23 protein-coding genes and 1 pseudogene are annotated in these 23,193 nt (G+C 71.0%); 15 read left to right on the forward strand and 9 right to left on the reverse strand.

The genetic code is table 11. The features are described from left to right. Nucleotides 1-48: 48 nt before the first annotated feature. Genes AB0I04_RS12065 through AB0I04_RS12075 form a run of 3 tightly spaced genes read left to right on the forward strand, consistent with a single transcriptional unit; the run spans nt 49 to nt 3,022 of the window. On the forward strand, nt 49-303 hold the full coding sequence (locus tag AB0I04_RS12065; RefSeq protein WP_360882472.1) for an acyl carrier protein: 255 nt from the start codon (nt 49-51) through the stop codon (nt 301-303). Between the two features lie 29 nt (nt 304-332). Continuing rightward, nucleotides 333-1,586, forward strand: coding sequence for a beta-ketoacyl-ACP synthase II (gene fabF / locus AB0I04_RS12070; RefSeq protein WP_360882474.1), 1,254 nt, complete (start codon nt 333-335; stop codon nt 1,584-1,586). 50 nt (nt 1,587-1,636) lie between these two features. Continuing rightward, entirely contained in the window at nt 1,637-3,022 is a 1,386-nt protein-coding gene (locus AB0I04_RS12075) for a carboxyl transferase domain-containing protein (RefSeq protein ID WP_360883176.1), read from the forward strand. Between the two features lie 153 nt (nt 3,023-3,175). On the opposite strand, the gene AB0I04_RS12080 is transcribed toward AB0I04_RS12075, so the two are convergent. After that, nucleotides 3,176-3,994 carry a class I SAM-dependent methyltransferase gene (locus AB0I04_RS12080; RefSeq protein ID WP_360882476.1) on the reverse strand — a complete coding sequence of 273 codons (819 nt, stop codon included), beginning with the start codon at nt 3,992-3,994 and terminating at the stop codon, nt 3,176-3,178. 171 nt (nt 3,995-4,165) lie between these two features. Between AB0I04_RS12080 and AB0I04_RS12085 the strand changes: the two genes are divergently transcribed. Both AB0I04_RS12085 and AB0I04_RS12090 read left to right on the forward strand, forming a co-directional pair. Beyond that, nucleotides 4,166-4,843: a VOC family protein gene (locus AB0I04_RS12085; RefSeq protein WP_360882478.1), complete on the forward strand. Its 678-nt coding sequence runs from the start codon at nt 4,166-4,168 to the stop codon at nt 4,841-4,843. A gap of 251 nt (nt 4,844-5,094) precedes the next feature. Then, nucleotides 5,095-5,466: a ClpX C4-type zinc finger protein gene (locus tag AB0I04_RS12090; protein WP_360882480.1), complete on the forward strand. Its 372-nt coding sequence runs from the start codon at nt 5,095-5,097 to the stop codon at nt 5,464-5,466. A gap of 164 nt (nt 5,467-5,630) precedes the next feature. On the opposite strand, the gene AB0I04_RS12095 is transcribed toward AB0I04_RS12090, so the two are convergent. Continuing rightward, complete coding sequence (locus AB0I04_RS12095; RefSeq protein WP_360882482.1) at nt 5,631-6,125, reverse strand: DUF3145 domain-containing protein; 495 nt, start codon at nt 6,123-6,125, stop codon at nt 5,631-5,633. A gap of 225 nt (nt 6,126-6,350) precedes the next feature. Here AB0I04_RS12095 and AB0I04_RS12100 point away from each other — a divergent pair, with 225 nt between their 5' ends. Continuing rightward, nucleotides 6,351-6,710 carry an FxLYD domain-containing protein gene (locus AB0I04_RS12100; protein ID WP_360882484.1) on the forward strand — a complete coding sequence of 120 codons (360 nt, stop codon included), beginning with the start codon at nt 6,351-6,353 and terminating at the stop codon, nt 6,708-6,710. Here the strand turns inward: AB0I04_RS12100 and lnt are convergent. Beyond that, the gene (lnt, locus tag AB0I04_RS12105) at nt 6,670-8,178 is read right to left on the reverse strand and encodes an apolipoprotein N-acyltransferase (protein ID WP_360882486.1); all 1,509 of its coding nucleotides are present in this window, start codon (nt 8,176-8,178) and stop codon (nt 6,670-6,672) included. The genes AB0I04_RS12100 and lnt overlap by 41 nt on opposite strands. Before the next feature lie 253 nt (nt 8,179-8,431). Here lnt and AB0I04_RS12110 point away from each other — a divergent pair, with 253 nt between their 5' ends. Beyond that, nucleotides 8,432-9,595: a S8/S53 family peptidase gene (locus tag AB0I04_RS12110; RefSeq protein ID WP_360882489.1), complete on the forward strand. Its 1,164-nt coding sequence runs from the start codon at nt 8,432-8,434 to the stop codon at nt 9,593-9,595. Between the two features lie 115 nt (nt 9,596-9,710). On the opposite strand, the gene AB0I04_RS12115 is transcribed toward AB0I04_RS12110, so the two are convergent. Then, the gene (locus AB0I04_RS12115) at nt 9,711-10,268 is read right to left on the reverse strand and encodes a hypothetical protein (RefSeq protein WP_360882492.1); all 558 of its coding nucleotides are present in this window, start codon (nt 10,266-10,268) and stop codon (nt 9,711-9,713) included. 283 nt (nt 10,269-10,551) lie between these two features. Here AB0I04_RS12115 and AB0I04_RS12120 point away from each other — a divergent pair. From AB0I04_RS12120 to AB0I04_RS12135, 4 genes and pseudogenes are all read left to right on the forward strand, one after another. Next, nucleotides 10,552-10,758: pseudogene (locus AB0I04_RS12120) on the forward strand (glycosyl hydrolase family 5); the annotation flags it as partial. A gap of 90 nt (nt 10,759-10,848) precedes the next feature. Next, nucleotides 10,849-11,379: a sigma-70 family RNA polymerase sigma factor gene (locus AB0I04_RS12125; RefSeq protein WP_360882495.1), complete on the forward strand. Its 531-nt coding sequence runs from the start codon at nt 10,849-10,851 to the stop codon at nt 11,377-11,379. Beyond that, nucleotides 11,376-11,792 carry a hypothetical protein gene (locus AB0I04_RS12130; RefSeq protein ID WP_360882497.1) on the forward strand — a complete coding sequence of 139 codons (417 nt, stop codon included), beginning with the start codon at nt 11,376-11,378 and terminating at the stop codon, nt 11,790-11,792. The genes AB0I04_RS12125 and AB0I04_RS12130 overlap by 4 nt, the downstream gene beginning before the upstream one ends. Next, nucleotides 11,785-14,274, forward strand: coding sequence for a CHAT domain-containing protein (locus tag AB0I04_RS12135; protein WP_360882500.1), 2,490 nt, complete (start codon nt 11,785-11,787; stop codon nt 14,272-14,274). Before AB0I04_RS12130 ends, AB0I04_RS12135 begins: the two co-directional genes overlap by 8 nt. Nucleotides 14,275-14,394: 120 nt before the next feature. Here AB0I04_RS12135 and AB0I04_RS12140 read toward each other — a convergent pair whose 3' ends face one another. Together AB0I04_RS12140 and AB0I04_RS12145 are read right to left on the reverse strand one after the other, a co-directional pair. Then, nucleotides 14,395-16,413, reverse strand: a complete 2,019-nt coding sequence (locus tag AB0I04_RS12140) for a zinc ribbon domain-containing protein (RefSeq protein ID WP_360882503.1) — start codon at nt 16,411-16,413, stop codon at nt 14,395-14,397. Between the two features lie 272 nt (nt 16,414-16,685). Continuing rightward, complete coding sequence (locus tag AB0I04_RS12145; RefSeq protein ID WP_360882506.1) at nt 16,686-17,231, reverse strand: hypothetical protein; 546 nt, start codon at nt 17,229-17,231, stop codon at nt 16,686-16,688. 95 nt (nt 17,232-17,326) lie between these two features. Between AB0I04_RS12145 and AB0I04_RS12150 the strand changes: the two genes are divergently transcribed. From AB0I04_RS12150 to AB0I04_RS12165, 4 genes are all read left to right on the forward strand, one after another. Continuing rightward, a complete protein-coding gene (locus AB0I04_RS12150) occupies nt 17,327-17,887 on the forward strand; it encodes a TetR/AcrR family transcriptional regulator (protein ID WP_360882508.1) in 561 nt (186 codons plus the stop codon). A gap of 78 nt (nt 17,888-17,965) precedes the next feature. After that, nucleotides 17,966-18,694: a hypothetical protein gene (locus AB0I04_RS12155; RefSeq protein WP_360882511.1), complete on the forward strand. Its 729-nt coding sequence runs from the start codon at nt 17,966-17,968 to the stop codon at nt 18,692-18,694. Nucleotides 18,695-19,088: 394 nt separating this feature from the next. After that, nucleotides 19,089-19,970, forward strand: a complete 882-nt coding sequence (locus AB0I04_RS12160) for a trypsin-like serine protease (protein ID WP_360882514.1) — start codon at nt 19,089-19,091, stop codon at nt 19,968-19,970. A 140-nt stretch (nt 19,971-20,110) separates the two neighbouring features. Then, on the forward strand, nt 20,111-20,476 hold the full coding sequence (locus AB0I04_RS12165) for a DUF2203 domain-containing protein (protein WP_360882517.1): 366 nt from the start codon (nt 20,111-20,113) through the stop codon (nt 20,474-20,476). Between the two features lie 113 nt (nt 20,477-20,589). On the opposite strand, the gene AB0I04_RS12170 is transcribed toward AB0I04_RS12165, so the two are convergent. The 3 genes from AB0I04_RS12170 to AB0I04_RS12180 are packed head-to-tail and all read right to left on the reverse strand — an operon-like array spanning nt 20,590 to nt 23,173. After that, entirely contained in the window at nt 20,590-21,423 is an 834-nt protein-coding gene (locus AB0I04_RS12170; protein WP_360882520.1) for a sulfurtransferase, read from the reverse strand. A 50-nt stretch (nt 21,424-21,473) separates the two neighbouring features. Further along, nucleotides 21,474-22,586: a nucleotide pyrophosphatase/phosphodiesterase family protein gene (locus AB0I04_RS12175; protein WP_360882522.1), complete on the reverse strand. Its 1,113-nt coding sequence runs from the start codon at nt 22,584-22,586 to the stop codon at nt 21,474-21,476. Further along, nucleotides 22,583-23,173 carry a DUF5998 family protein gene (locus tag AB0I04_RS12180; RefSeq protein WP_360882525.1) on the reverse strand — a complete coding sequence of 197 codons (591 nt, stop codon included), beginning with the start codon at nt 23,171-23,173 and terminating at the stop codon, nt 22,583-22,585. The genes AB0I04_RS12175 and AB0I04_RS12180 overlap by 4 nt, the downstream gene beginning before the upstream one ends. Nucleotides 23,174-23,193 lie beyond the last annotated feature (20 nt).

Below are 23,193 nucleotides of genomic sequence, written 5' to 3' on the forward strand. Positions count from 1 at the left end.
ACTCCCTCCGAAGCACAGTTCCACACCCTAGAAATGGAGAAATATCCCATGGCTCTTTCCGAGCAGGAGATCCTCGAAGGCCTCGGCGACATCATCGAGGAGATCGCGGGCGTCGACCCGGCCGACGTGACCCCGGAGAAGTCGTTCGTCGACGACCTGGACATCGACTCCCTGTCGATGGTCGAGATCGCCGTGGCCGCGCAGGACAAGTTCGGCGTGGAGATCCCCGACGACGAGCTGAAGAACCTCAAGACGGTCAAGGACGTCGTCAACTACGTGCAGAGCAAGGGCGTCTCTGCCTGAAGTCGAACAACAAGGGAGAGCGTGACCATATGAGTACCTCCGTCGTCGTGACCGGACTCGGCGCTACTACGCCTCTCGGCGGCGACGTGGCATCGACCTGGTCCGCTCTGCTGGCGGGCCGGTCCGGCGTGAAGCGGCTCACCGCCGAGTGGGCGGAGAGCCTCTCGGTGAGGATCGCGGCTCCGATCGCGGTTGAGCCCTCGGAGGTCCTGCCGAGGCACCGACTGCGCCGGCTGGACCGTTGCCAGCAGTTCGCCCTCATCGCCGCGCGAGAGGCCTGGCGCGACGCCGGCTTCGCGTTCGGCGACGAGGCGGGCTTCACGGTCGACAGTGACCGGCTCGGCGCCGTCGTCTCGTCGGGGATCGGCGGGATCATCACGACCCTCGACAACTACGACACGCTGAACGCGAAGGGCTGGCAGCGGGTCTCCCCGTTCGCCGTCCCGATGCTGATGCCGAACGGCGGCGCCGGGGTCGTCAGCATCGAGTTCGGCGCGAAGGCCGGAGCGCACGCCCTCGCCAGCGCCTGTGCCTCCAGCGCGGAGGCCATCGGCTACGGCATCGATATGATCCGGGCCGGGCGGGCCGACGTCGTCATCGCCGGCGGCACCGAGGCGGCCATCCACCGGCTGAACCTCGCGGCCTTCGGCTCGATGCGCGCCATGTCGACGCGCAACGACGACCCCGAGCACGCCTCGCGCCCGTACGACAAGGCGCGGGACGGGTTCGTGCTCGGCGAGGGTTCCGGGATCGTCATCCTGGAGTCGGAGGAGCACGCGCGGGCGCGCGGCGCCCGCATCTACGCGGTCGCCGCCGGTGTGGGCTACTCCGCCGACGCGGTGGACATCGTGTCCAACGACCCCGAGGGCATGGCGAAGGCCATGCGCCGCGCGCTGGCCGACGCGAAGCTGGAGCCGTCGGACATCGTGCACATCAACGCGCACGGCACCTCCACTCCGGTCGGCGACGCCGGGGAGATCAAGGCGATCAAGCTGGCACTCGGCGAGGCCGCCGGCCAGGTCGCCATCACCAGCACCAAGTCGATGACCGGGCACCTGCTCGGCGGTACGGGCGCGGTGGAGTCTATCGCCGTGATCCTCGCCCTGCGCGAGAGCCTGGTCCCGCCGACCATCAACATCGAGGAGCTCGACGACGAGGTCGACCTGGACATCGTCCGGGACGAGCCTCGCAAGCTGCCCGGCGGTCCCGCCGCCGCCCTGAACAACTCGTTCGGCTTCGGCGGCCACAACGTGACCGTCGCCTTGAGGAGGCATGAGTCGTGACCGTTGTCGAGAGCAGGTCGGCCAGCCAGGCGTCCGAGCCCCCTGAACAGATCGCTCCGGACCCGCGCGACCCACGGGTCCGGCTGGAGGCCCTCTTCGACGAAGGGTCGCTGCGGCTCCTCAGCGAGGAGGACACCAGCGGCGCCCTGGTCGGCGTCGGCCGGATCGAGGGCATGCCGGTCGTGGCGTTCGCCAGCGACCCGCGTGTCCAGGGCGGCGCGATGGGCTCGGTCGGCTGTGAGGCCATCGTCCACGCCTACGACCACGCGGTACGCGAGCGGCTGCCGATCGTCGGCCTGTGGCACTCCGGCGGGGCGCGCCTCGCCGAGGGCGTCGAGTCGCTGCACGGGGTCGGGCGCATCTTCGCCGCCATGACCCGGGCGTCCGGCGTGGTGCCGCAGATCTCGGTCGTGCTCGGCGCCGCCGCCGGCGGGGCCGCGTACGGACCGGCTCTGACCGACATCGTCATCCTGTCCGAGGGCGGCCGCATCTTCGTGACCGGCCCGGACGTCGTACGGTCGGTCACCGGCGAGGACGTCGACATGGCGGCGCTGGGCGGCCCCGAGCCGCACAGCAAGCGCAGCGGCGTCGTGCACGTGGTGGCCAAGGACGACACCGAGGCCCTGGTGAAGGCCAGGCGGGTCGCGACCCTCCTCGGTCACCAGGGGCGGCTGCGCACGGAGGAGGTCGAGGAGAAGGACCTCAGCGGCATCCTGCCGGAGAACCCGCGGCGCGCGTACGACGTGCACCCGATCGTGAGCGGGCTGCTCGACGACCCCGCGGAGTCCATCGAGCTGCACCCGAAGTGGGCGCCGAACATCGTCACGACGCTCGGCCGCCTCGGCGGCCGCACCGTCGGCGTCATCGCCAACAACCCGATGCGTCTCGGCGGCTGCCTGGACTCCACGTCGGCGGAGAAGGCCTCGCGGTTCGTACGGATGTGCGACGCGTTCGGGGTGCCCCTCGTCGTCATCGTCGACGTCCCCGGTTACCTGCCGGGCGTCGGCCAGGAGCACGATGGCGTCGTACGGCGCGGCGCGAAGCTGCTGCACGCGTTCGCCGAGGCGGTCGTGCCGCGCGTCACGCTCGTGACCCGCAAGTCGTACGGCGGCGCGTACATCGCGATGAACTCCCGGGCACTCGGCGCGACGCGCGTCTTCGCGTGGCCGACCGCCCAGATCGCGGTAATGGGCGCGGTCGCGGCCGTGCGCATCCTGCACCGCCGCAAGCTGGCCGCCGTCCCGGACGAGGAGCGGCACGCGCTGGAAGAGCAGCTCGCCGCCGAGCACGAGCAGATCGCCGGCGGACTGCAGCGCGCCCAGGACCTCGGCGTCATCGACGAGGTCGTCGAGCCGCCCAAGACCCGGCGCGCGATCGCCCAGGCCATCGCCGAGGCGACCCCCGCCCGAGGCGCCCACGGCAACATCCCGCTGTAGCACCCGAAGACCCGAACGCCCCGTCCAGGAACAGCCCTGGGCGGGGCGTTCGTCACCATGCAGGGGGCGGCCTCGGGACCTCCCCGCGAGGCGCACGCGAAGAGCGCCGACCGCCACCGCCTTCGGGGACGTAATGGAGTCGCTGTTCCCGCGCTACGCGACCTTCCGGCCGACGTACAAGGCGGTCAAGTGCGGACGGGTAGCGGTGCCCGCGAACCGCTCGTCCACCAGGCTGGTAAGTGTCTCCAGCACGTGCCTGCGTTGGACTTCTGGCAACTGCCTGACGGTCATCATCGAGTTGAACAGCGCCCCTACCTGATCGGCGTTCATCGACAGGTCCCAGGAGATCAACTCCGCGGCGACGTCGGCCAGACCGGCGTCACGGCGCAGATCTTCGCATCGAGCGTCGCGGTCAAGCTGAAATGCCGTCCCGTCCCGCTGGTTGCCGGGCTCGAAGCCCAGAACAGCCCTGGCTGCGGCCAGCAACGGATCTTCCCGGTACGGATCGGAGAACACCGTCCACCAGATCGCCGCCCAGCCGCCCGGCCGCAACGCAGCGCTCACCTTCCGCAAGGCGGCGGACTGGTCAAGCCAGTGAAACGAGGTCGCGGCCACGACCGCGTCGAACCCACCACCGACATCGGCCTCGTCGAAAGGCGCACGCACCACCTGCACCTCCGGCATGGTCTGGCCGAGATACTCGGCGAACCCATGGTCCGGCTCAACCGCGACCACGGTCGCCCCCGCAGCGACAAGATGCCTGGTCACCAAGCCAGACCCTGGCCCGATCTCCAGCACCCGGCTGCCCGGTCCAAGGCCACACCTCGACCGCAGCACTTCGTAGACCCGCGGCGGATAATCCGGTCGCCCTTCCTGGTAACCAGCGGCATCGGCACCGTAGGTATGGCGAGCCGCCTCGCGCAACGCGTCGAACTCACCGCCATGCGCTGCCGTGTTACGGCTCGCCTCCACCCTGCCGATCATAGCGACGCAGCCGCCAAGGCACCTCACACGGTTTCGGGCTACCGGCTCGTCGCAGTCTCGTTTCCCGCCGACAAGACCGCCACTTCCACACACTCGCATCCTTGAGGCTGACCACGGCTGGTTGACTCTCGGGTGGCTCGAGACTCGCAGAATGGGCGCGTGCTGAGCATAGGGAGTTTCTCGCTGGTCACCGGTCTGTCGATCACCGCATTGCGGCACTACGACGACGTGGGGCTGCTCAGACCCGCCTTCGTCGACCCCGACACCGGATACCGCCGCTATCGGCTTGATCAGGTCAGCGAGGCGCGTTTGTACGCGACATTGCGCCGTTTGCAGGTGCCCGTCGATGCGATGCGAGCGGTCCGCGAACGCGGTGTCGAGACCGTGCTCGCCGAGCATCGCGAACGCCTGCGAGGCAGAGCCGACTCGCTGGCGCAGCTCATCGAGACCGTCGAGCACCATCTTGAGAAGGGGCTACCCGTGAAGACCCGTCGCATCGCCCAGGTCACGATCGTGGCCGACGATCTGCCCACCTCGATCGCGTTTTACCGCGACGCCTTCGACGCCTCTTACCACGAAGAGATCAGCTCGTTTCAGTTCGGCGCATACCCTGACGACGACTTCTTCCTCCTGACCGTGGCCGATCCCGAGCGGCATCCGTGGCCCGGTGGGCGGGTCAAATTCGGCCTGCTCGTCGACGACATCGACGCCGCGCATGCGCGGGCGCTCGCCGCTGGTGCCGTCGAGATCGAACCGCCGGCCGACAAGCCATGGAAGCCTCAGTCATCAACGGTGCAGGACCCCGGCGGCAACCACATCGACCTGTATCAGCGGTGAGTGTGAGCCCAGTAGTGCGGCACCGAGCGGAGAGCCTGCCTGGTGCGCGGTCGGCCGGGGCCGGTTTCGAGGCACCCGGATGCCATTAGGACCGGCTGAAACCGACCCGCCGGCAGCATTCGACACGCTGACCGGTGTGGCTCCCAGCTCTCGGCGAGCCGATCGAACTCTCTTGTCAGGCATTTCCTGACGGCGTAAGGTGGCGCCTGACGCCGTCAGGGAGTACCTGACACAGAGGGAAAGGTGATCGGATGTCGCCCGCAGCAAAAGAGTCCGTGATCGCAGCGTGCTCGTTCTGTCAGAAGCGGAACACCGAGGTCGGGACGCTCGTGGCCGGACCGGGAGTGTTCATCTGTGATGAGTGCGTGGCTCTCTGCTCGACGGTGATCGAGGGGAAGCCCGCGGAGGGCGGACCGCAACTTGCCCCGTGGGACCAGGTGACGAGCCCCGAGGTAGTGCTGGCGAGTCTGCCGCGGATCGCAGCTGCGGGGGCGCAGGTCGAGCGAAACCTCGCTCAATGGGTGCTCAAGGCGCGTGCGCTGGGAGTGACCTGGGCGCGCATCGGGGAGACGCTGGGGATGACCCGCCAGTCCGCGTGGGAGCGCTTCTCTGGCGAGGAGTAGGGCCCATTGCGACCGTGTTGGTCGCAGCCACTCGTTGATGGCTGCGACCAACACGGTCGCTTGGCAGCGGACGGCGAATTCGTCGTATCGCATGCGCGGCAGGCATCAGACCAGGAGTCCTCGCCGCGTTCCCGACCGGCGAGGACTCCGTCAGTGACGTGCGATCAGCCCGCGGCGTGGAGCCAGCGGACGGGCGCGCCGTCGCCGGCCCGGCGGAAGGGCTCGAGCTCGTCGTCCCAGGGCTTGCCGAGGAGGCGGTCGACCTCGTGCTCGAACGTCACCTTGCCGGCTAGGGCGTTGCCCATGGCGGTACGGAGGCGGTCCTCGGGCACATGGATGTCGCCGTTGGCGCCGATCACCGCGGTGAACACGCCCAGGGAGGGCGTGAAGCTGTAGCGGACGCCGTCGCAGCCCGGGCTGGCGTCCTCGGTCGCTTCAAAGCGAAGCAGCCGCCACTCGCGCAGCGCGGAGACAATGCCGGCAGCCGTGCCGGGCTGGCCCTCCCAGCACAACTCGGCGCGCATGGTGCCAGGTGCCGCGGGTTGATCACTCCACGGCAACGATACAGGCACGCCAAGTACACCTGCGGCGGCCCACTCGATATGCGGGCACAGCGCAGGCGGCGCTGAGTGGACGTAGAAAACGCCACGTGCGGACACCGGACCTCCTGGGAACGTTGCGAGGTTCGTCTTCCCCTACGTCCTCGGCGCTCCAGGTAGATGACCGCTTGGTTATTGTGCCTCATCGCCCCCAGTCGCACCAGCCCGGATTCCGGGCCGTGGATGCGCCTTCCGCGTTCCCTACTCGTTGGTAGGCTCTGCGGTCGGCTGCGATCAACAGCTGCCAATCCTTCGTTCGGTGATGACAGTCGAGGAGATTCCCGCATGCGCAGAGCCCTCATCCTGGCCGTGACCGCAGGGCTTCTCGCCGGATGCGGCGGCCAGCACGGCGGCTCCCCCGCCGGTCCGGCCGATAAGGACGTCCGGTTGACCGCGTGCGCGCTGAGCCGAAAACTGCACGCCGGGGTCGTCCACGGTGTGATAACGAACACGACCGGCCGAACGGCGGGGTACGTCGTCCAGGTCGACATCGTGGACGGCGGCGGCAACCGCGTCGACACGGCGATGCACGCCGAGACGGACGTGGCGCCGGGCGAGAAGGTGAAGTTCACGGCGAGCGGCGTGCAGACGTACGGCGGACGGATCACCTGCCGCGTCGCGTCCGTACAGCGCACCACCCGCTGACGAGCACGGCGCCGACGGCCAGCCAGGGCACGTAGTCCCCGAACCGGTCATAGGGCGTACGGCCCCCGGCGGGCGCGACCTCGGCCAGCACCGACCCGCGCCGCGACGTGTCGAACCAGGCGAGCCGACGCCCCTTCGCGTCGAAGGCGGCCGACACACCGGTCAGCGCGGCCTGCACGACCGGGCGCCCGGTCTCGGCCGCGCGCACGGCGCCGAGCGACGCGTGCTGCGGCGGCGCCCAACTGTCCTGGAAGGACGAGGTCGCCGACTCGTACACGATCAGCCGTGCGCCGCGCCGGACCACCGCCCGGCTCTGGTCGGGGAACGCCGACTCGAAGCAGATCAGCGGCCCGAACGTCACAGCGTCCGGACCGCTCCCGGCCCGCATCAGCACGATGCCCGTACCGGGCACGCGGTCCTCGGCGGCCGCCGCGCTGATCCGGGCGACCCACCCCAGCTCACGGCGGAGCGGGATGTACTCCCCGAACGGGACGAGCAGGTTCTTGACGTACCGGCCCCGGATGCCGTCCGGCCCGATCAGGATCGCCGTCTTGGAGATGCGCCCGGATACGTCACGCGCGTCCTCGTTCACGAGCAGGGGGCCGTGCGCGCGGGCGAGCGCCGTCAGGCGGGCGACCAGATCGGGCCGCCGGTCGAGGTCGAAGCCGACGCTGCTCTCACCCCAGACCACCAGGTCGGCGGCCGGGAGCGCGGCCGTGATCCGCTCGTTCTCGTCGAACCGGCGCTCCGTGCCGTCGACGACCCCGGGCTGTACGAGGGCGATCCGCATCGGCCGGCCGGCGGCCTCCGACGACGGCGTGTAGACCACCGGGCCGGACAGGCCGATGAGCGCCGCGAGGACCGCGGCGGTCACCGAACGGGTGACGAGCACCATGGCCACCGCGGTGTTCACCGCCACGAGGGCGAAGCTCACCAGCCAAACGCCGCCCAGCGACGCGAGGCCCAGCACCGCCGGATGCCGCCACTGCGTGGCACCGTACAACGCCCAGGGCCCGCCGAGGGCGTGCCAGGAACGCAGCCACTCGCCCACCACCCACACGCTCGGCACGACGACGAGCGCCGCCGCGAGCCGCCCCGGCTGTAGCAGCGCCCAGGCCGCGTATCCCCACCCCGCCCAGAGCACCCCGGCGACCACCACGAGCAGAGGCAGCGCCGGGCCGAGATCGGGCAGCAGCCAGTAGAGCGCGGCGGCGAGGAATCCCGCGCCGAACCACCAGCCGCGTACGGCGGCCTCCCGGCCGGTCGCGGCGGCCCGTACCACCAGCAGGCCGGGCACGAGCGCCACCCACGCCAGCCAGTCCAGCCCCGCGCGGGGGAACGCCAGCACCGGCAGCGCCCCGGCGACCAGCGCCGCGAACCGGAGCCCGCGACGCGCTCCGGGGGAGGCCGGCGGCTCGACCTCGTCCGGCGAGGGACCCGGGCCGGTGGACTCCGCCGCCGTTCTCATCACTTCAGAGTGACCTCGAGGCGACCTCACGGCAAGGACCCGCCGTACCCAAGGTGGACGCGAAGGCACGGACCCGCCATACCCGGGCGACCCAACGATCGAACCCGCCATGCCCAGGCGGCAGGACCCACCACGCCCCGGGGCGACCCGATGGCCTGCCGCGCCGGCTCTGGCTCCTTGGGCATGGTGCGTGAAACGTCCCGCCATTCGGCGACGATGGGTAATCACACGGACACGCGGAGAAGGCGGCGCGATGACCGATCACGACACCCGCATCGAACGGCTGCTCACCCGACACCGTGACGCGATCGTGGTCGAGCCGTCCCCCGGCCGTCCGGCGCTGCTGCGCCGCGACCAGATCCTCGTGGCCGACGACGATCTGCCGGCGGTCGAGGACGCGGTGCGCCGGTGGTACGACACGCGCCACGACGGACCGGGGTTCTCCCGCGTCATGCTCCGCGCCGCCGCGAAGGTCGACGTGTGCGAGTTGTCCGCGCAGTTGGCCGGTGGCACGCCGCACCGGCGCCTGGCCGTCGCGCCGAACCACCTCGTCCACGGCCAGCCGATGTGGTGGAGCGGCCCGGCCGGGGCGCCCCGCCCCGCGCCGGCGTTCGCCCCGCCTGCGGCCGACGACGCGGCCCGCCGGCCGGTGACGGTCGCCGTCCTGGACACCGGCCTGTCGCCGCACCCGTGGTACTCCGCCGCGCCCTGGTACGCGGAGCAGCGCGACGAGGTCGCCGAGGTGCTGGACGCCGACCTCGACTACACGCTCGACGCGCAGGCCGGGCACGGCACGTTCGTCGCGGGGGTCGTGCTGCGCCGCGCGCCGTCCGCGCGCATCCGCGCCAGACGCGTGATCGGCGGCGACGGCGTGGGCGACGAACTCGGTGTCCTGCACGCTCTGGCCTGGCTGGTCGCGTGGGGAGAGGCCGACGTGGTCAACCTGTCGTTCGGCTGCCACACCTTCGACGATCGCCCCTCTCCCCTCGTGGCCCGCGCCATCGCCGCCCTCGCCCGCCGCTCGGTCGTCGTCGCCTGCGCGGGCAACCACGCGAGCGACCGGCCGTTCTGGCCGGCCGCCCTCAAGCACGTCATCGCGGTCGCCGCGCTCGACGGCGAGGAGCGCGCGGCGTTCTCCGACTACGGCTGGTGGGTGGACGCCTGCGCGCCCGGTGTCGACGTCCACAGCTGCTTCGTGCGGTTCGACGGGCCCCGGCCGCGCATCCGGGGCATCGACCCCGACGACTTCACGGGGTACGCGACCTGGAGCGGAACCTCCTTCGCGGCCCCGGCCGTCGCGGGCGCGATCGCCCGCCTCTCCGCCGACGAGGATCTGCCCGCCACAGTCGCCGCCGACCGCGTCCTCGACCCGGTGGGCCGGCGCACGCACCCGGACCTCGGAGTGGCGGTCGGCTGATGAGACGGGTACTCCCAGGGCCGGGGCGCTGGAACCAGACCGCGCCAGGCGACGCTTCGTCATCTTTCGACGAAGATGACGGAGCGTCTTTCGCATTCCGCGGCGGCGGTGCCCCTCAGTCCTCGTGCTTTGCCGTGTCGACGATCGTGAATGGCGGCCGAACACAAGTGGAGAAGTGCGCTGCGGCTTCGAGCGCGGCGACGGCACGGGCTTGGAGGGTCATATCCGTGTTGTCGGTGGCGTGGAGGGCTCCGAGGGCGATCTCTGCGCCGCAACCGACCGCTGTGTACCCGTCCGCCATCTCGCCTACCTGGTAGTCGTGGCCGATTTCGAACAGGCGGCCACGGACGCCGACGAGGAAGGACCCGCCTTCTTCCTGGTCGTTGTTCTTACTGGCCCACCCGCCGTCTTTGAGGCCCTCACGGACGCCGTTGATGAAGCTGGTGCACATGAACGCGTGCAAGCCGTCCTCACTGTCGGGCAGGGCTGGGGCCTTGAAGGTGTAGCGGAGGATCTGGCCCATGCGGAATGAGGTGGTGTAGCCGATCACGTAGGGCCCGTTGGAGAAGACCTTGGCGTCTAGACGGGGCTGAGTTACATCTCCGCCTACCCCGGCAGAGTCTCCAGCGATGACGACGGTGTTGCCATCGGTGATGCCGACGATCGCAGTCATGGTGGAAGCTTTCGCTGAGTTCGGACGATTGTAAAGGGCCCTGCGGTGTACAGATCCCAGTCGCTGCGGGAGTTGCGGGCCACCGCACGATGGTGGCGCATCACGATCTCGGAGTGGTGATCGGCCGAGCCCCGTCTTCCCGGCATGGCGCCCGTCGCCGTGAAACGACTTTCACCGGCATGGGGGACGCTGCGAATCCGTTCGCCCTCGTCGGGACGGGTGCGCTCGCCGAGTCCTCCCCTGGGCCAACGCCGGAATCGGCGGCACCTAGGACGTCTGGTACGGCAACAGCGGCTGGAACGTGGTCTCGTACGTACGCACCTCGGCGACGTCCGCGATCTCCTTCCCCGTCCACACCTTCTATGACGACATGGTGAGGCGCGGCTACGCGCAGCGCTCCTGGTATCTGACCAGCGTTCAGGCGGGCTTCGAACCGTGGGTCAGCGGCATGGGCCTCGCCGTGAACTCCTTCTCCTACAGCATCGGCTGATCCACGCCGAGGCGGCGCCATCCGATGCCGCCACCTCCATTACTCAACCGAGTGTAATCTCACGACTACTTTCCGCTAATATCACGGCGCGTGGAGTGGAACGAGACCGGAGACCTGGTGAGGCGGGCCCGCGGGGGTGATCCGGCGGCCTGGCGGACGCTCGTCGACCGCTACTCGCGGCTGCTGTGCGCGATCGCGCGATCGTACGGGCTGAGCGGCGCGGACATCGACGACGTCGTGCAGACGACGTGGCTGCGGCTCGTCGAGCGGCTGCCCGGGCTGCGGGACCCGGCGCGCGCGGGCGCGTGGCTGGCCGTCACCGCCCGCCGGGAGAGCCTGGCCACGCTGCGGCGGCGAGGCCGCGAGAGCCCGTTGAACGGCCACGCCCCGACGGTCACCGGACCGCATCACGTGGTGTTCGGCCGTGAGCTCGCGGGTTCGGTGGCCGCCGCCCTGGACGCCGTGCCGCCCCGCTGCCGCGCTCTTCTCGAGCTGTCGATCGCCTCGCCCCGGCTCAGCTACGCGGAGATCTCGACGGCGCTCGGCGTACCGCTCGGCAGCGTCGGCCCGACCCGCACCCGCTGCCTGACCCACCTGCGGCGCCGGCTCGGTGTCACGTGACCGACGACGAGCTGATCGAGGGCCTGCGCGTCGCGTTCCCGCCGGTGCCGGAGCACCTGGTCGCCCTGGGGCTGGCGGCGTTCGACTGGTTCGCGCCGGAGGCGACCCTGGCGACGCTCGCGCACGACGCGGCGGAGACCCCGGCCGGGGTGCGCGGCGGCGGGCCGCGAACGCTGACGTTCGCCGGGCGGGGTGTCCACGTGGAGATCGAGGTCGCCGGCCGGGAGATCGTCGGGCAACTGGCCCCCGCGGTGGCCGCGGAGGTGATCCTGCGCTCGCCGCACGGCGAGCGCGGTGCCCGGACCGACGAGTCCGGTGGATTCGTGCTCTCCGAGGTCCCGGCCGGCCTGGTCAGTCTCCTGTTCAGGCTCGCCGACGCGACGTCCGTGGTGACGAGCTGGATCCATGTCTGACCTGCTCGCGCTGGCGGCCGTCGACCCGCGCGGCGTGTACGCCACCGCCTCGGCGCTGCGGGACACCGGCCGGCCGGAGGAGCGCGTCCTGGCCCTGCGCGCCCTCGGCCTGGCCGGCAAGGAGCTGGGCCGGCTGAGCGAGGGCGTCGCCCACCTGCGCGAGGCGCTCCGCGTCGCCGAGTCCGCAGCGCTGCCCTACGCCGCCGCCCAGGTGCGGATGAACCTCGTCGGTCTGCTGGCCACGAGCGGCGACCTCGATGGGGCACTGGCCGCCGCCGACGCCGCCACCCCGGTGCTGACCGGAGCCGACGCCGACCGGCTGCTCGCCAACCGGGCGTACGTCCTCGCCCGCAGCGGCCGCGTCCGGGAGGTCGCGCGCATCGCCCGGACCTGCACCGACCCGGAGGTCGTCGTCGGCCTGCGCATCAACACCGGGCTCGCGAAGACGTACGCCGGCCGGCTCGGGCGCGGCGAGGCCGATCTGCGCGCGGCGCTCGCGGTCGCCGAGCGGGCGGGCCTGCGGCACCAGGCGGCGATGGTCCGGCACAACCTCGCGTTCGTCGCCATGCGGCGCGGCGACCTGCCGCGCGCGCTCACGCTGTACGAGGAGATCGAGCCGGAGCTGGCCGGCGCGGACGAACGCGTCCACCAGCTGCGCATCGACCGGGCGGAGGCGCTGATCGCCGCCCGGCTGCCCGGCGAGGCCCGCACCCTGCTGACGGACACCGTCGAGCGGCTGACCGCCGGCGGGTACCGCTGCGATACCGCCGACGCACTCCTGCTCCTCGCCCACGCCGAGCTGGCCGACGGCGATCCCCGCGCCGCGGCGGCGACCGCCCGGCGGGCGCAGGAGGAGTTCGCAGGCCGTACCGGCCTGCCGGCCGAGCTGGTCGGCCTGCGGGCCCGATGGGCGGACGGCGACCGGTCCGCGGGCCTGCTCACGGCCGCCGAGCAGGCCGCCGAACGCCTCGCGCGGTACGGCTGGGCCTCCGCCGCCGACGACGCGCGCACCCTGGCGGGCCTGGTGGCGCTCGCACACGGCGACCACGCGCATGCCGAACGCCTTCTCGACCGGGTCGGCGGCGGCACCGTGAGCGCACGCGTCGCGGGCCTGCACGCCACCGCATTGCTGCGGCTCGCGCGCGGCGACCGGGCCGGCGCCGCCGCCGCCGTACGCGCCGGGTTGCGCACCGTAGACGAGCACGCCGCCGCGCTCGGCGCCGCCGAGCTGCGCGGGCGCGCGGCGGGCTGGGCCGTCGAGCTGGCCGAGCTCGGCCTGCGACTCGCGGCCGGCCCCCGCGCCCTCCTCGTGGCCGCCGAGCGGGCGCGGGCGATCGCCGGCCGACCGCCCGCCGTACGGCCGCCCCGCGACCGGCGGCTCGGCGGACTGCTGGCCGAGTTGCGCCGCGTCACCGCCGAGGTCCCCGACCGCCCGGAGCTCCTGGCCGCCCAGGCCCGGCTGGAAGACACCGTACGCGCCCGGTGCCGCCGCCTGTCGTCCAGCCGCGACGCGGTCCCCGGGTGGGGCTGGCTGATCCCCGCCCTCACCGAGACGCTGGGCGAACGGATGTTCGTGGAGTTCATCCGGGTCGGCGCGGAGCTCGTCGCGGTGACGCTCGCGAACGGTCGCTGCCGGCGCCGCTCCCTGGGCCCGTACGACCCGGTCCGCGACGACGTACGGCTGCTCCGCTTCGCCGTCTCCCGGCTCGCCCGGGATCCCGACGGCGCACCGGCCCGCTCGTCCCTGGCGGCCACGGCGAAGCGCCTCCAGACCCGGCTGCTCGACCCGCTGCGTGTGGCCGACCGGTCTGTCGTGCTGTCCCCGGTCGGAGCGCTGCACGGCCTGCCCTGGCCCGCGCTGCCGTCGCTGGCGGACCGTCCCATGACCGTGGTGCCGTCGGCGGCGGGCTGGCTGCGCGCCATGCGGACGCCGCCGTCCCGCGGGCACGCGACGCTGATCGCCGGTCCGGACCTCGCGCACGCCGAGGACGAGATCGCGGCCGTACGCGCGCAGCATCCGAGGGCGAGGGTCCTCACCGGCCCGGCCGCGACCGCCGAGACCGTAGAGCGCGCCCTCGACGGGGCCGCCGTGGCCCACGTCGCGGCCCACGGAGTGTTCCGTTCGGGAAACGCCCTGTTCTCCGGCCTCCGGCTCGCCGACGGACTGCTGTTCACGTACGACCTGGAGCATCTCGAACGCTCACCGCGGCTGCTGGTGCTCTCCGCGTGCGACGCGGGCCGCGCGGAGATCTACGAGGGCGAGGCGGTCATCGGCATGGTCACCGCCGCCCTCGGCTTCGGCACGGCGACCGTCGTCGCCGCCGTCACCCCGGTCGGCGACGCCGCCGCCCGCGACCTGATGACCGGCTTCCACGAGCGTCTCGCCGGAGGCGCGAGCCCGGCCGGGGCCTTGGCACGGGCCCCTAGGTCCTTGTCCACTCTCGGCTTCGTCTGCTTCGGCGCCGGCCACGGCCACGCGTGATCAGTGAGCTGTACGACTGGCCCGACAAACCGCCGTTGAGGCTCAAATACGTCCAAGGCATCGTCCGGGGGTGCGGAGGTGACGCCTTGGAGGAACAGCAGTGGGCACGAGCGTCTCTGATCAGCTTAGGGATCCGTAGTCATATTGAGTTGTGGTGACTGGGGGATCTGCCCATCGTGGTGGGGTGGCGTGGGCGTGCAGGTGGAAGCCTGCACCCAGTGCCGCTCCTTTGGGCCGGTGCCGTGACCGGTTCCGGCTGGTGGTGGGTGTGTTCGAGCTGATCGTGTGCACGGTGGTGGTGCGCACGCCCTGGTACCGGCAGGCCGCCCGAGGCAACCTGGGGTCCGTGTGAGCGTGTCCCTCCGGACGCTGACCCGCCGACCTTTGAGGGCTGCGGGTGGAGGGTGCCCCGCGTCGCCTGGGCACGGGGCGTGGAGATCGGCGCGGGGTCGGCCCGGTCTTGGACCGGTCACCCCCGCTGGATCGAGGAGCAGCGGTCGACGCGATGACCGCGCTGGTTTCGAACTTATCGATGACACGGCCGATGGCCATCTGGCCGGTGGCGCGGTCAACGATGGTCTTCGTCTGGTGGGTCAGGCCGCGGGCGGCGATGCGCCGCCATGCGCCGTGGTCGCGGTCGCCTTGCCAGCCGCAGTGCGGGTCGGGGCAGATCGCCCATTTCCACCCGGGCGTGGCGGGCCGGTCGGGGGCCTTGCAGTGCCGCAACGGGACCAGACACTGCGGGCAGTGCTTGGAGGTGTTCTTCGGTGGGACCGTGACCACGGCGATACCGGTCTCGGCGGCCAGGTGCCGCATGTTCCCGGCGATCTGCCCGCGCGCCGCTTGGGCGAGGCGGGTGTTGAGGGTGCGGCCCATGCCCTTGGCCTCCATCGACCGCAGATCCTCGACATAGATCACGCTCGCCCCCGCGGCGATCGCCTGATCCACTACCCAGCGGGCGGCCGACCAGGCCAGCGCATCGTTCAGGCCCGACCGGCGATCAGCCACATGCTCGCTCTCGGCCGTCAGCACGGCGTGCTTGGCGACCAAGTGGTGCCCCTCCCGGCCGCCGATGAGACGGGTGTAGGTGCCGGTTTTGGCGTGCAGGTGTTCGCCGTGGCGGCGTAGCCGGTGCTGGCGGGCCATCACCCCGGCGGCCCGGAACATCGCCCCGGCCCCCAGCGCGGTGATACGGCCATCGTCGTGACGGTGCACCGCGCCCGCCGACAGCAGGGTGTTCAGGCCCCAGTCCACGCCCAGCGCCGTCAGGTGACCCTTGCGTTCGGTTTTGGGGACGGGGTGGGAGAACGCCAGGTCCGCGTGCACTTTCCGGCCCTGCGGGCGGAGTGTGGGCAGGTGCAGCACAGCGTCGGGCGGGACGGTGGACGGCAGCGTGATCGGGCAGGCCACCCAGGTCCAGTCGGCGTAGGAGCGCGGATCCGGGCGGGTCGGCAACTGCACCCGCAGCAGCACCCTGGCTGGGTCGTCGTCGGCGCGTTCCAGACTGGCCTGCTGGCGGTCCACCGCGGCCAGCACCAGCATCCGCGCCACACGCGGCACATCCTCCAGTTCGAACACATCGACCGGAAGCCGCCCATGCCCGTCGACGAACGCGCTGACCTGCCGCGTGCGCGCTCTGATCACGCTGCCCGGCAGGCCCTGGCCGTCGGGGATCGCCGCGCGGACGGCGTCCCACTCGGCCGCCGTGCGCTTGGCCGGGTCGGCGGGCCAGGCCGCCAGGATCCCGGCGACCATCCCGGCGCGGTGTTGCGCACCACGCAGGACTCGCCCGGCCTGCTCTTGAGCCATCCGCACGATCCGGTCATTGACCTTGACCCCATCAGGGACCCTCACGGCCCAGCCCAAGCGGCGCAACGCCATCCACGCGTTCGACGGCAAGACACGGCCAGCGCCATCGGTCCCACCGGCCAGCACGGCCACATCACCGGCATTCCAACGCCCGGCCAGCAGGCCGGTGGTCATCCCCGCGATCAGGTCCGCGCACCAGCCCACCCACTCGGCCACCACCCGGGCCGTCAGGGCCTCACCGGTCTTCTCATCCACCCCACTGCGCAGCAGCACCCGGGCCGTCGCCGTCCGGGCCACCTGCCCGGCGGCCAACCGACGTTTCCGGCTCATGCGACACGACCGGACGACACGCGACCAAGCATGTACGCACAGTAGCGACCGGTATCCGTGATCCGCCCGGTGATTCGAAAATTCGAGCGAGATCAGGCCGTTAGAGCGTCGACCGCCCACCGGCGAAGCGTCATCGGGGACACCCCGCTTTCGCCATCGTGAGCAACCACAGCAACTCGACACCCTCGAGCGACCGCAACGTAACATCACGGATCCTTAAGGAAACCTGTGAGCCTGGCGCCGCATTCACCTAGGAGAGGCAGGGCGGACCCTCAGGAGGCACCGACGTTCTCGGCGCGGCGGGCGATCGCCCTTAGGAGTTCCAGGCGGATGAAGCCGGCACCTCCGACGCGGATGAGCAGCCAGTACGGGGCGAAGGCGCGGCGGCTGGCCCGGTCGGTGGCGCGGACGCGGGTCTCGGCCGCCAACAGGGTGCCGTCGGCCGTCGGGCTGAGCTGGAAGCTCATCGCGGCCTTGGCCCAGCCGGGTTCGGAGAAGGCCGCGAACACGGCGGGGTCGGCGGTCTCCTCCGGGCCCGGCTCCGGCCGGAACCGCCAGAACTTCGCCACCCTCCCGCTCACGGCCTCGCGGCCCTCCTCGCGCCCCAGGTCGGCCATTGGCAGCGCCTGCGCGATCGGTCCGGAGAGAGGGTCGCGGCCGGCCGACCGGATGCGCATCAGCAGTCGGGTGACCGGAAGTTCGGCGGCCGTGATCTTCTGCAGCGCCTCCCACACCGCGTCCGGAGGGGCCGCGACCCGGCGGCTGTAGCGGGTACGGAAGTCGTACGTCGGGATCAGCCGGTCCAGGATCTTTTCCACGCGCTCGCTCCTCACGTCGAGAGGCGTTCTGTACGCCACCGTCTAGAATGGTACTGTACGCCACCGTACAGAACGAGATTCCGCGAGGTCCCCGAATGCCGCGTACCGCCCGTCTGACCCGCGACGACTGGGCCGCCGCCGCGCTCGACGCCCTTACCGAAGGGGGGCCGAACGCGGTCGCCGTCGAACCCGTCGCCGCCCGGCTGGGCGCTTCGAAGTCGAGCTTCTACTGGCTCTTCGAGAACCGGCAGGCGCTGCTCGAGGCCGCTCTCGAGCGCTGGGAACGGACCCAGACCGAGGCGGTCGCGGCGCGGCTCGCCGAGATCCCCGACCCGGCCGAGCGCCTGCGCCGCCTGGTCCACCAGGCGTTCGCGGGCCCGGACGACGGCGACCTCGCCCTGCGACTGCTCACCGCCTCCGACGATCCGGCCGTACGGTCCGTCGCCGAGCGGGTGACACACCGACGCCTCGCCGTCATCGAGACCGCGTTCGCCGAGCTCGGACACTCCCCCAAGCTCGCGCGTCACTACGCGACGATGAGCTACTCGGCCTACCTCGGAGCCGCGGCGCTTCGGCGCGTCGGCGCGGCCCCAGACGATCCCCATACCTACGTCGACGCCATCCTGGCTCCTTTCGGCGTCCCGCCGGGAGCCTGAGCGGCCGAGATCCCGTTCGCGGCCGGCCGGGCACTACGGTTGTCCGCCATGCGGGCAGGGGAACATGGTGCGGAAACGGTGACGTTGTGGAGGCCGACCGGGCAGCAGGAGCTCGATCTGGTGGCGGCGTCGGGGTGGCGGTCCTGGCCGCCACGGCTGCCGGACCAGCCGATCTTCTATCCGGTCCTCAACCGCTGGTACGCAACGAAGATCACCCGCGAGTGGAACGTCCCGCACGGAGGCGTCGGCTACGTCACCCGCTTCGACGTCCGTAAGTCCTTCCTCGATCGTTACTCGGTGCGGCAGGTCGGCGGGCGCGACGTTCTGGAGTACTGGATCCCGGCCGAAGATCTGGACGAACTCAACGCGAACATCGTCGGCGCGATCATCGAAGAGGCCGACTACCGCGGACGCGTGGCCGACGAGGAGTTCGCCGAGGCGACCGAGGCTCTCGGCGCTCCGCTCCCCGTCGCCTGGCGCGACTACCTCCAGAGACGATCCTGGTTTCGCCGCGGCTGGTCCCCTTCGGATTCCTACGTATGGCTTTACACACCCCGCGAAACGCATGAAACGAACGCCGTCCTCCGAGAAACCGGGGCCAACGAGGCGTTCCCCGGGATGGCCGTCCTCGGATGCGACGGGAGCCGCGAGCTCCTCGCGGTCGACCTTCGAGACGACTCGGGTCCGGTCATGCTGGTCGATCTCACCGGAGACGGCTGGCACGACGCGCTGCCGCAGGCCGAGGACATCACTCGGTTCATCGAGCTGATCGAGAGCGGCGCCTTCGAGTACACCTGGCCGGACTGATCACCCGGCCACCGATGCGTTCGTCCTTCTGACCACCCACCGGTGCTCGGCTCTGACCGCCGACCATTCCGGACTCCAGCCCAGGTCTTTGCGTCGTCAGGGTGCCGTCGACGTTCGCGTACGTTCGCCCGACCGACCCAATGCCGGTAAAAAATAGGTAAAAGACACTACACAGATCCCCGAAACAGGTATTGCCCGAATTTAGCGCAAACCCCGGAACGCAGATCACAGCCCCAGAGCGCTTCGTGTGATTTGCATCACTTACGCGCCAAGTCGCCCATTGTCACCTTAGTGCGGTAAAAAGAGTAGGCTCTCTCATCCGCCAACGACACAACCCCAAACTATGATGAACAGTAGAACGAAGACCGTTATCACCGCTACGACTGCCGCGTGCGTGGCGGCGACCGGCGCGATCCTCCTGGCCGCCCACGGTCATTCGCCGAGCACGGCGATCACACAGACCGCGTCAAGCAGCGACTCGGACACGAAGAACTACTGGACCCCGGCACGCATGAAGGCGGCCACCCCAGAGGATCAGCGCCGACCACAAAAACGAGCACTGCTACGAGACAAGAAGAGCATTCCCCAAGGGACGGTGTTCACCGGTATTCCGAGCGTCGGCCGGCTCTTCACGCACAGCAAGACGGGTGACCACTACTGCACTGCCAGCGTCGTATACAGCACGAAGCATAATCTGGCCCTCACCGCGGCGCACTGCATATACAGCTACAACAGCACCACCAATACCGGGTACTACCGCGACAAGATCGCTTTCGTTCCCCAGTACGACTCCGGAAACGCCCCGCATGGCATCTGGGCCGCGAAGACACTCCTCGTTCACAATGGATGGAAGAAACGAGCGGACCCTGACCTCGATTTCGGCTTCATCATCCTGGCCAAGGACAAGACAAGCGGCAAGAATGTCGCCGATGTAACCGGATCGAACCGCCTCACCCCGAATACAGCACTCCCCGAGAAAGTCCACGTCGTCGGGTATCCGGCTTCTGGAACGCCCGGGAATGATCGCGCGATCCAGTGTGACACGACCGCCATTCACCGGTTCAAATACCAACTGGCCTTCGACTGTGATGGATTCACTGGCGGCACCAGCGGAAGCCCCTGGCTCTCGCAGTACAACCCGGCGAAGCAGCAGGGAAAGGTCGTCGGCGTTCTCGGCGGCTATCACGAGGGCGGCGATACGCCACAACGATCCTACTCATCTCTCGTCGATCATGACATAGCCAGCCTGCGTGACCAAGCCGAATCGAACGGGTAGAGCCCGGCGATATAAAACGAGCCATCCCGGCTCCACAATCGTCAGGGGTGGTTGAGGGCGGTCCATCCGCGATGGTCGGGGTGGCTCGCCCGTGAGGCAGATCCGGACGACGGACGCTCCGCGCCGGTAGCGTACGACCCGTGACCGACCGCATCTTCACCCTCGGGGAGGCCCGCGCGCTGCTCCCCGAGGTGCGCGCGCACATCGATGCGATCATCGCCGCCCGTGCCGATCTCGCCGAGCTGGCCTTCGACCTGCAGTCGGGGCGGTCGTCGCCGCTGGGCGGCACGCCCGAGCTGAAGGCGTACGAGGCGCGCATCGACGAGTCGCTCGGGTGGTTCACGATCCAGGGCATCGAGGTGAAGGGCGTCACGCCCGTGCTCGTCGACTTCCCCGCCTACCTGCGGGGGCAGTCGATCCGCCTGTGCCTGCTGGAGACCGAGTCCGCGCTCGGCTGGTATCACCGCACGGACCTCGGCTTCGCCGGACGCCGCCGCCTGCCGTAGACGAGGCTGGGCGTCCGGCGACCCGGCGCTCTCGGCCTGAGAGATCCTCTCCGGCCTTCCAGCCCTGGATGCCGGGGTTCCGCGCGATTACCGTGCGAAACCCCGGCGATGAATTACGCCAGACCCTGGTCGCCGGTCTCGACGGGGCGGGTGCCGTCGGCGACCCAGTTGGACCAGGAGCCGACGTACAGGGCCGCGGGCACGCCCGCGACGGTGAGCGCGAGGATCTCGTGGGCGGCAGTGACGCCGGAGCCGCAGTAGGCGCCGACGTCGACGGCGTCGGTGGCGCCCAGCTCGGCGAAGCGCTCGCGGAGCAGGTCGGCGGGCAGGAATCGGCCGTCGACACCGACGTTGCCGGTCGTGGGCGCGCTGACGGCGCCGGGGACGTGCCCGGCGACCGGGTCGATGGGCTCCACCTCGCCGCGGTATCGCTCCGGCGCGCGGGCGTCGAGCAAGGCTCCGGCCTTGGCGAGGGCGGCGGCGCCGTCCGCGTCGAGGACGGGCAGGCCGCCCGGCCGGATGGTGAAGTCACCGGGTGTGACCTTCGGTGCCTCGGTCGTCACCGGCCGTCCGGCCTCGACCCAGGCGTGGTAGCCGCCGTCGAGGACGCGGACCCGCTGGTGCCCGAAGTAGCGGAGGGTCCACCAGGCGCGGGCCGCGGACGTGGAGTCCGCGTCGTCGTAGACCACGACGAGGCCGTCGTCGCGGACGCCCGCCCGCCGCATCGCGTCCTGGAAGACCTGCCGCTCCGGAAGGGGATGCCGGCCGTCCGGGCCCGGCGGCCCCGCGAGGTCGCGATCGAGGTCGATGAAGACCGCCCCTGGCAGGTGGCCCCGCCGGTACGCCTCGATGCCGGGCGGACCACCGAGGCGCCAGCGGACGTCGAGCAGGACGACGTCGCCGCGGAGTTCTCGGACGAGTGACTGGACGTCGATGAGAGGATGCACGCCGCCAGTCTGACCGTTAATCCCCCCGTCTGCGAGATGCCGCTCGGCGTTCATCGGGCCGACTCCCGGAAGAGCAGGGGAACGAGCTGCTCGGCGGCGACGAGCGACCCGTGCATGCCGATGAGAGTGGACTCGATCGGCTCGGCCTTGGTCGCCACGATGGCCACGTCGGCGTACGGGACGGCGACGACGTCGCCGATGCGCGGGGCCAAGGGCGCGGACACCGGGCCGAACAGCCCCTCGGCGATCGCCTCTTCGCGGGTCAGCACCCACGCCTGCCCCGCGAAGCGCTCACGCCACACGGCGAGCACGTCGGCGGTGGCCCCATCCTCGGCGTACACGTGCCGGGCCCGGGCCTCGCCGCCCAGCAGGGCCACACCCTCCCGCAGCGCGGGCTCGGCGTCCACGTCGACCCGGTCGGCGGGATCGGTCATGCCGTGGTCCGCGGTGACGTAGAAGGCGGCGTCCGGCGGCATCGCCTCGGCCAGCCGCCGCGCCAGCAGGTCCACGAAGGCCAGGTGGTGGCGCCAGGCCGCCGAACGGGAGCCGTGGATGTGGCCGGTGGCGTCGAGATCGCCGTGGTAGACGGTGACGAACGCGCGCTCGCTCTCGCCGATGGCCTGCTCGGCGCGGGCGACCAGCGGGCCGAGGGCGTCCGCGGGGAGGTAGCGCGCGCCGCGATAGACCGAGCGGGTCAGCCCGGAGTGCTCGAACGCCCGCGCCGCGACGTGGCTCGTGGCCACGCCCGCCGCGACGGCCCGGTCGAAGATGGTGCGCGCGGGCTGCCAGGTCAGGGGGTCGATCCCGTCGCTCCAGCGCAGGCAGTTGTGCAGCCGCCCCTCCCCCGGGACGGCGACCTGGTATCCGAACATGCCGTGCCCGCCCGGCGGGCGGCCGGTGCCGAGCGACGCGAGACTGGTCGCCGTGGTCGACGGGAATCCCGCGGTCAGTGGCCGGCCCGGCAGCGAGGAGAGGTACGGCGCGGCGTCCGGATGTGCCCGCAGCAGCTCCCAGCCGAGACCGTCGACGAGAAGGACGCAGGCGCGCGGCAGGGCGGGCAGACCCAGAACGTTCGTCTCGTCCGGGACGCCGAGTGCGGCGAGCACGGACGGGCCCAGGTCCGCCAGCGACTCCCGGCCGTACGCCGGGGCGGGAATGCTCATCGACCCTGCTGAGAAGTGACCTCCGAAAGCGCCTGAGCGAACGTGAGGACCTGCTCGACGGCGTCCGCGCCGTCCGCCGCCTCACTCACCCGCAGCGAGAGGTCGTCCGCCGTGATCGTGCCGGTGTAGCCGTGGTCGGCCTCGCAGGACTCGTCACCGCAGGAAGCCGGCTCCAGATCGACGTGAGCGATCACCCCCCAGCCGATGGTGAGCATCACCTCGGTCGGCGGCACGCCGGGCACGTACGACGCGGGCTCCGGCACGACGCGCGTCACCGCCACCGACTGCACCCGGCCCAGGCGCACCGCCTCCGTCGTCGTGGAGGCGTGCGGGTGCGGAACCGACTCGGTCGGCGGGTGCTCGTCCGTGTGGCAGACGAGCAGGCGCGTCGGCGACAACACCAGCACGGTGACGTGGCGCCGGACCTCCATCGCCGGATCGAACGTCGCCTCGTGATGGACGACGTAGGAGATCACGGTCTCGTTGCCCAGAAGCGACTCGACCGCGTCCGCGACGAGCGCCGGGTAGTAGCCGCTCCGCTCGATCGCGGTGCGCAGGCCCTGAGCCATCGCTCGGGTTTCCCTCATGGATCCCATCCTGCACTGCC

This window comes from Actinoallomurus sp. NPDC050550, assembly GCF_040655075.1.
In the GTDB taxonomy this organism is placed as follows: domain Bacteria; phylum Actinomycetota; class Actinomycetes; order Streptosporangiales; family Streptosporangiaceae; genus Actinoallomurus.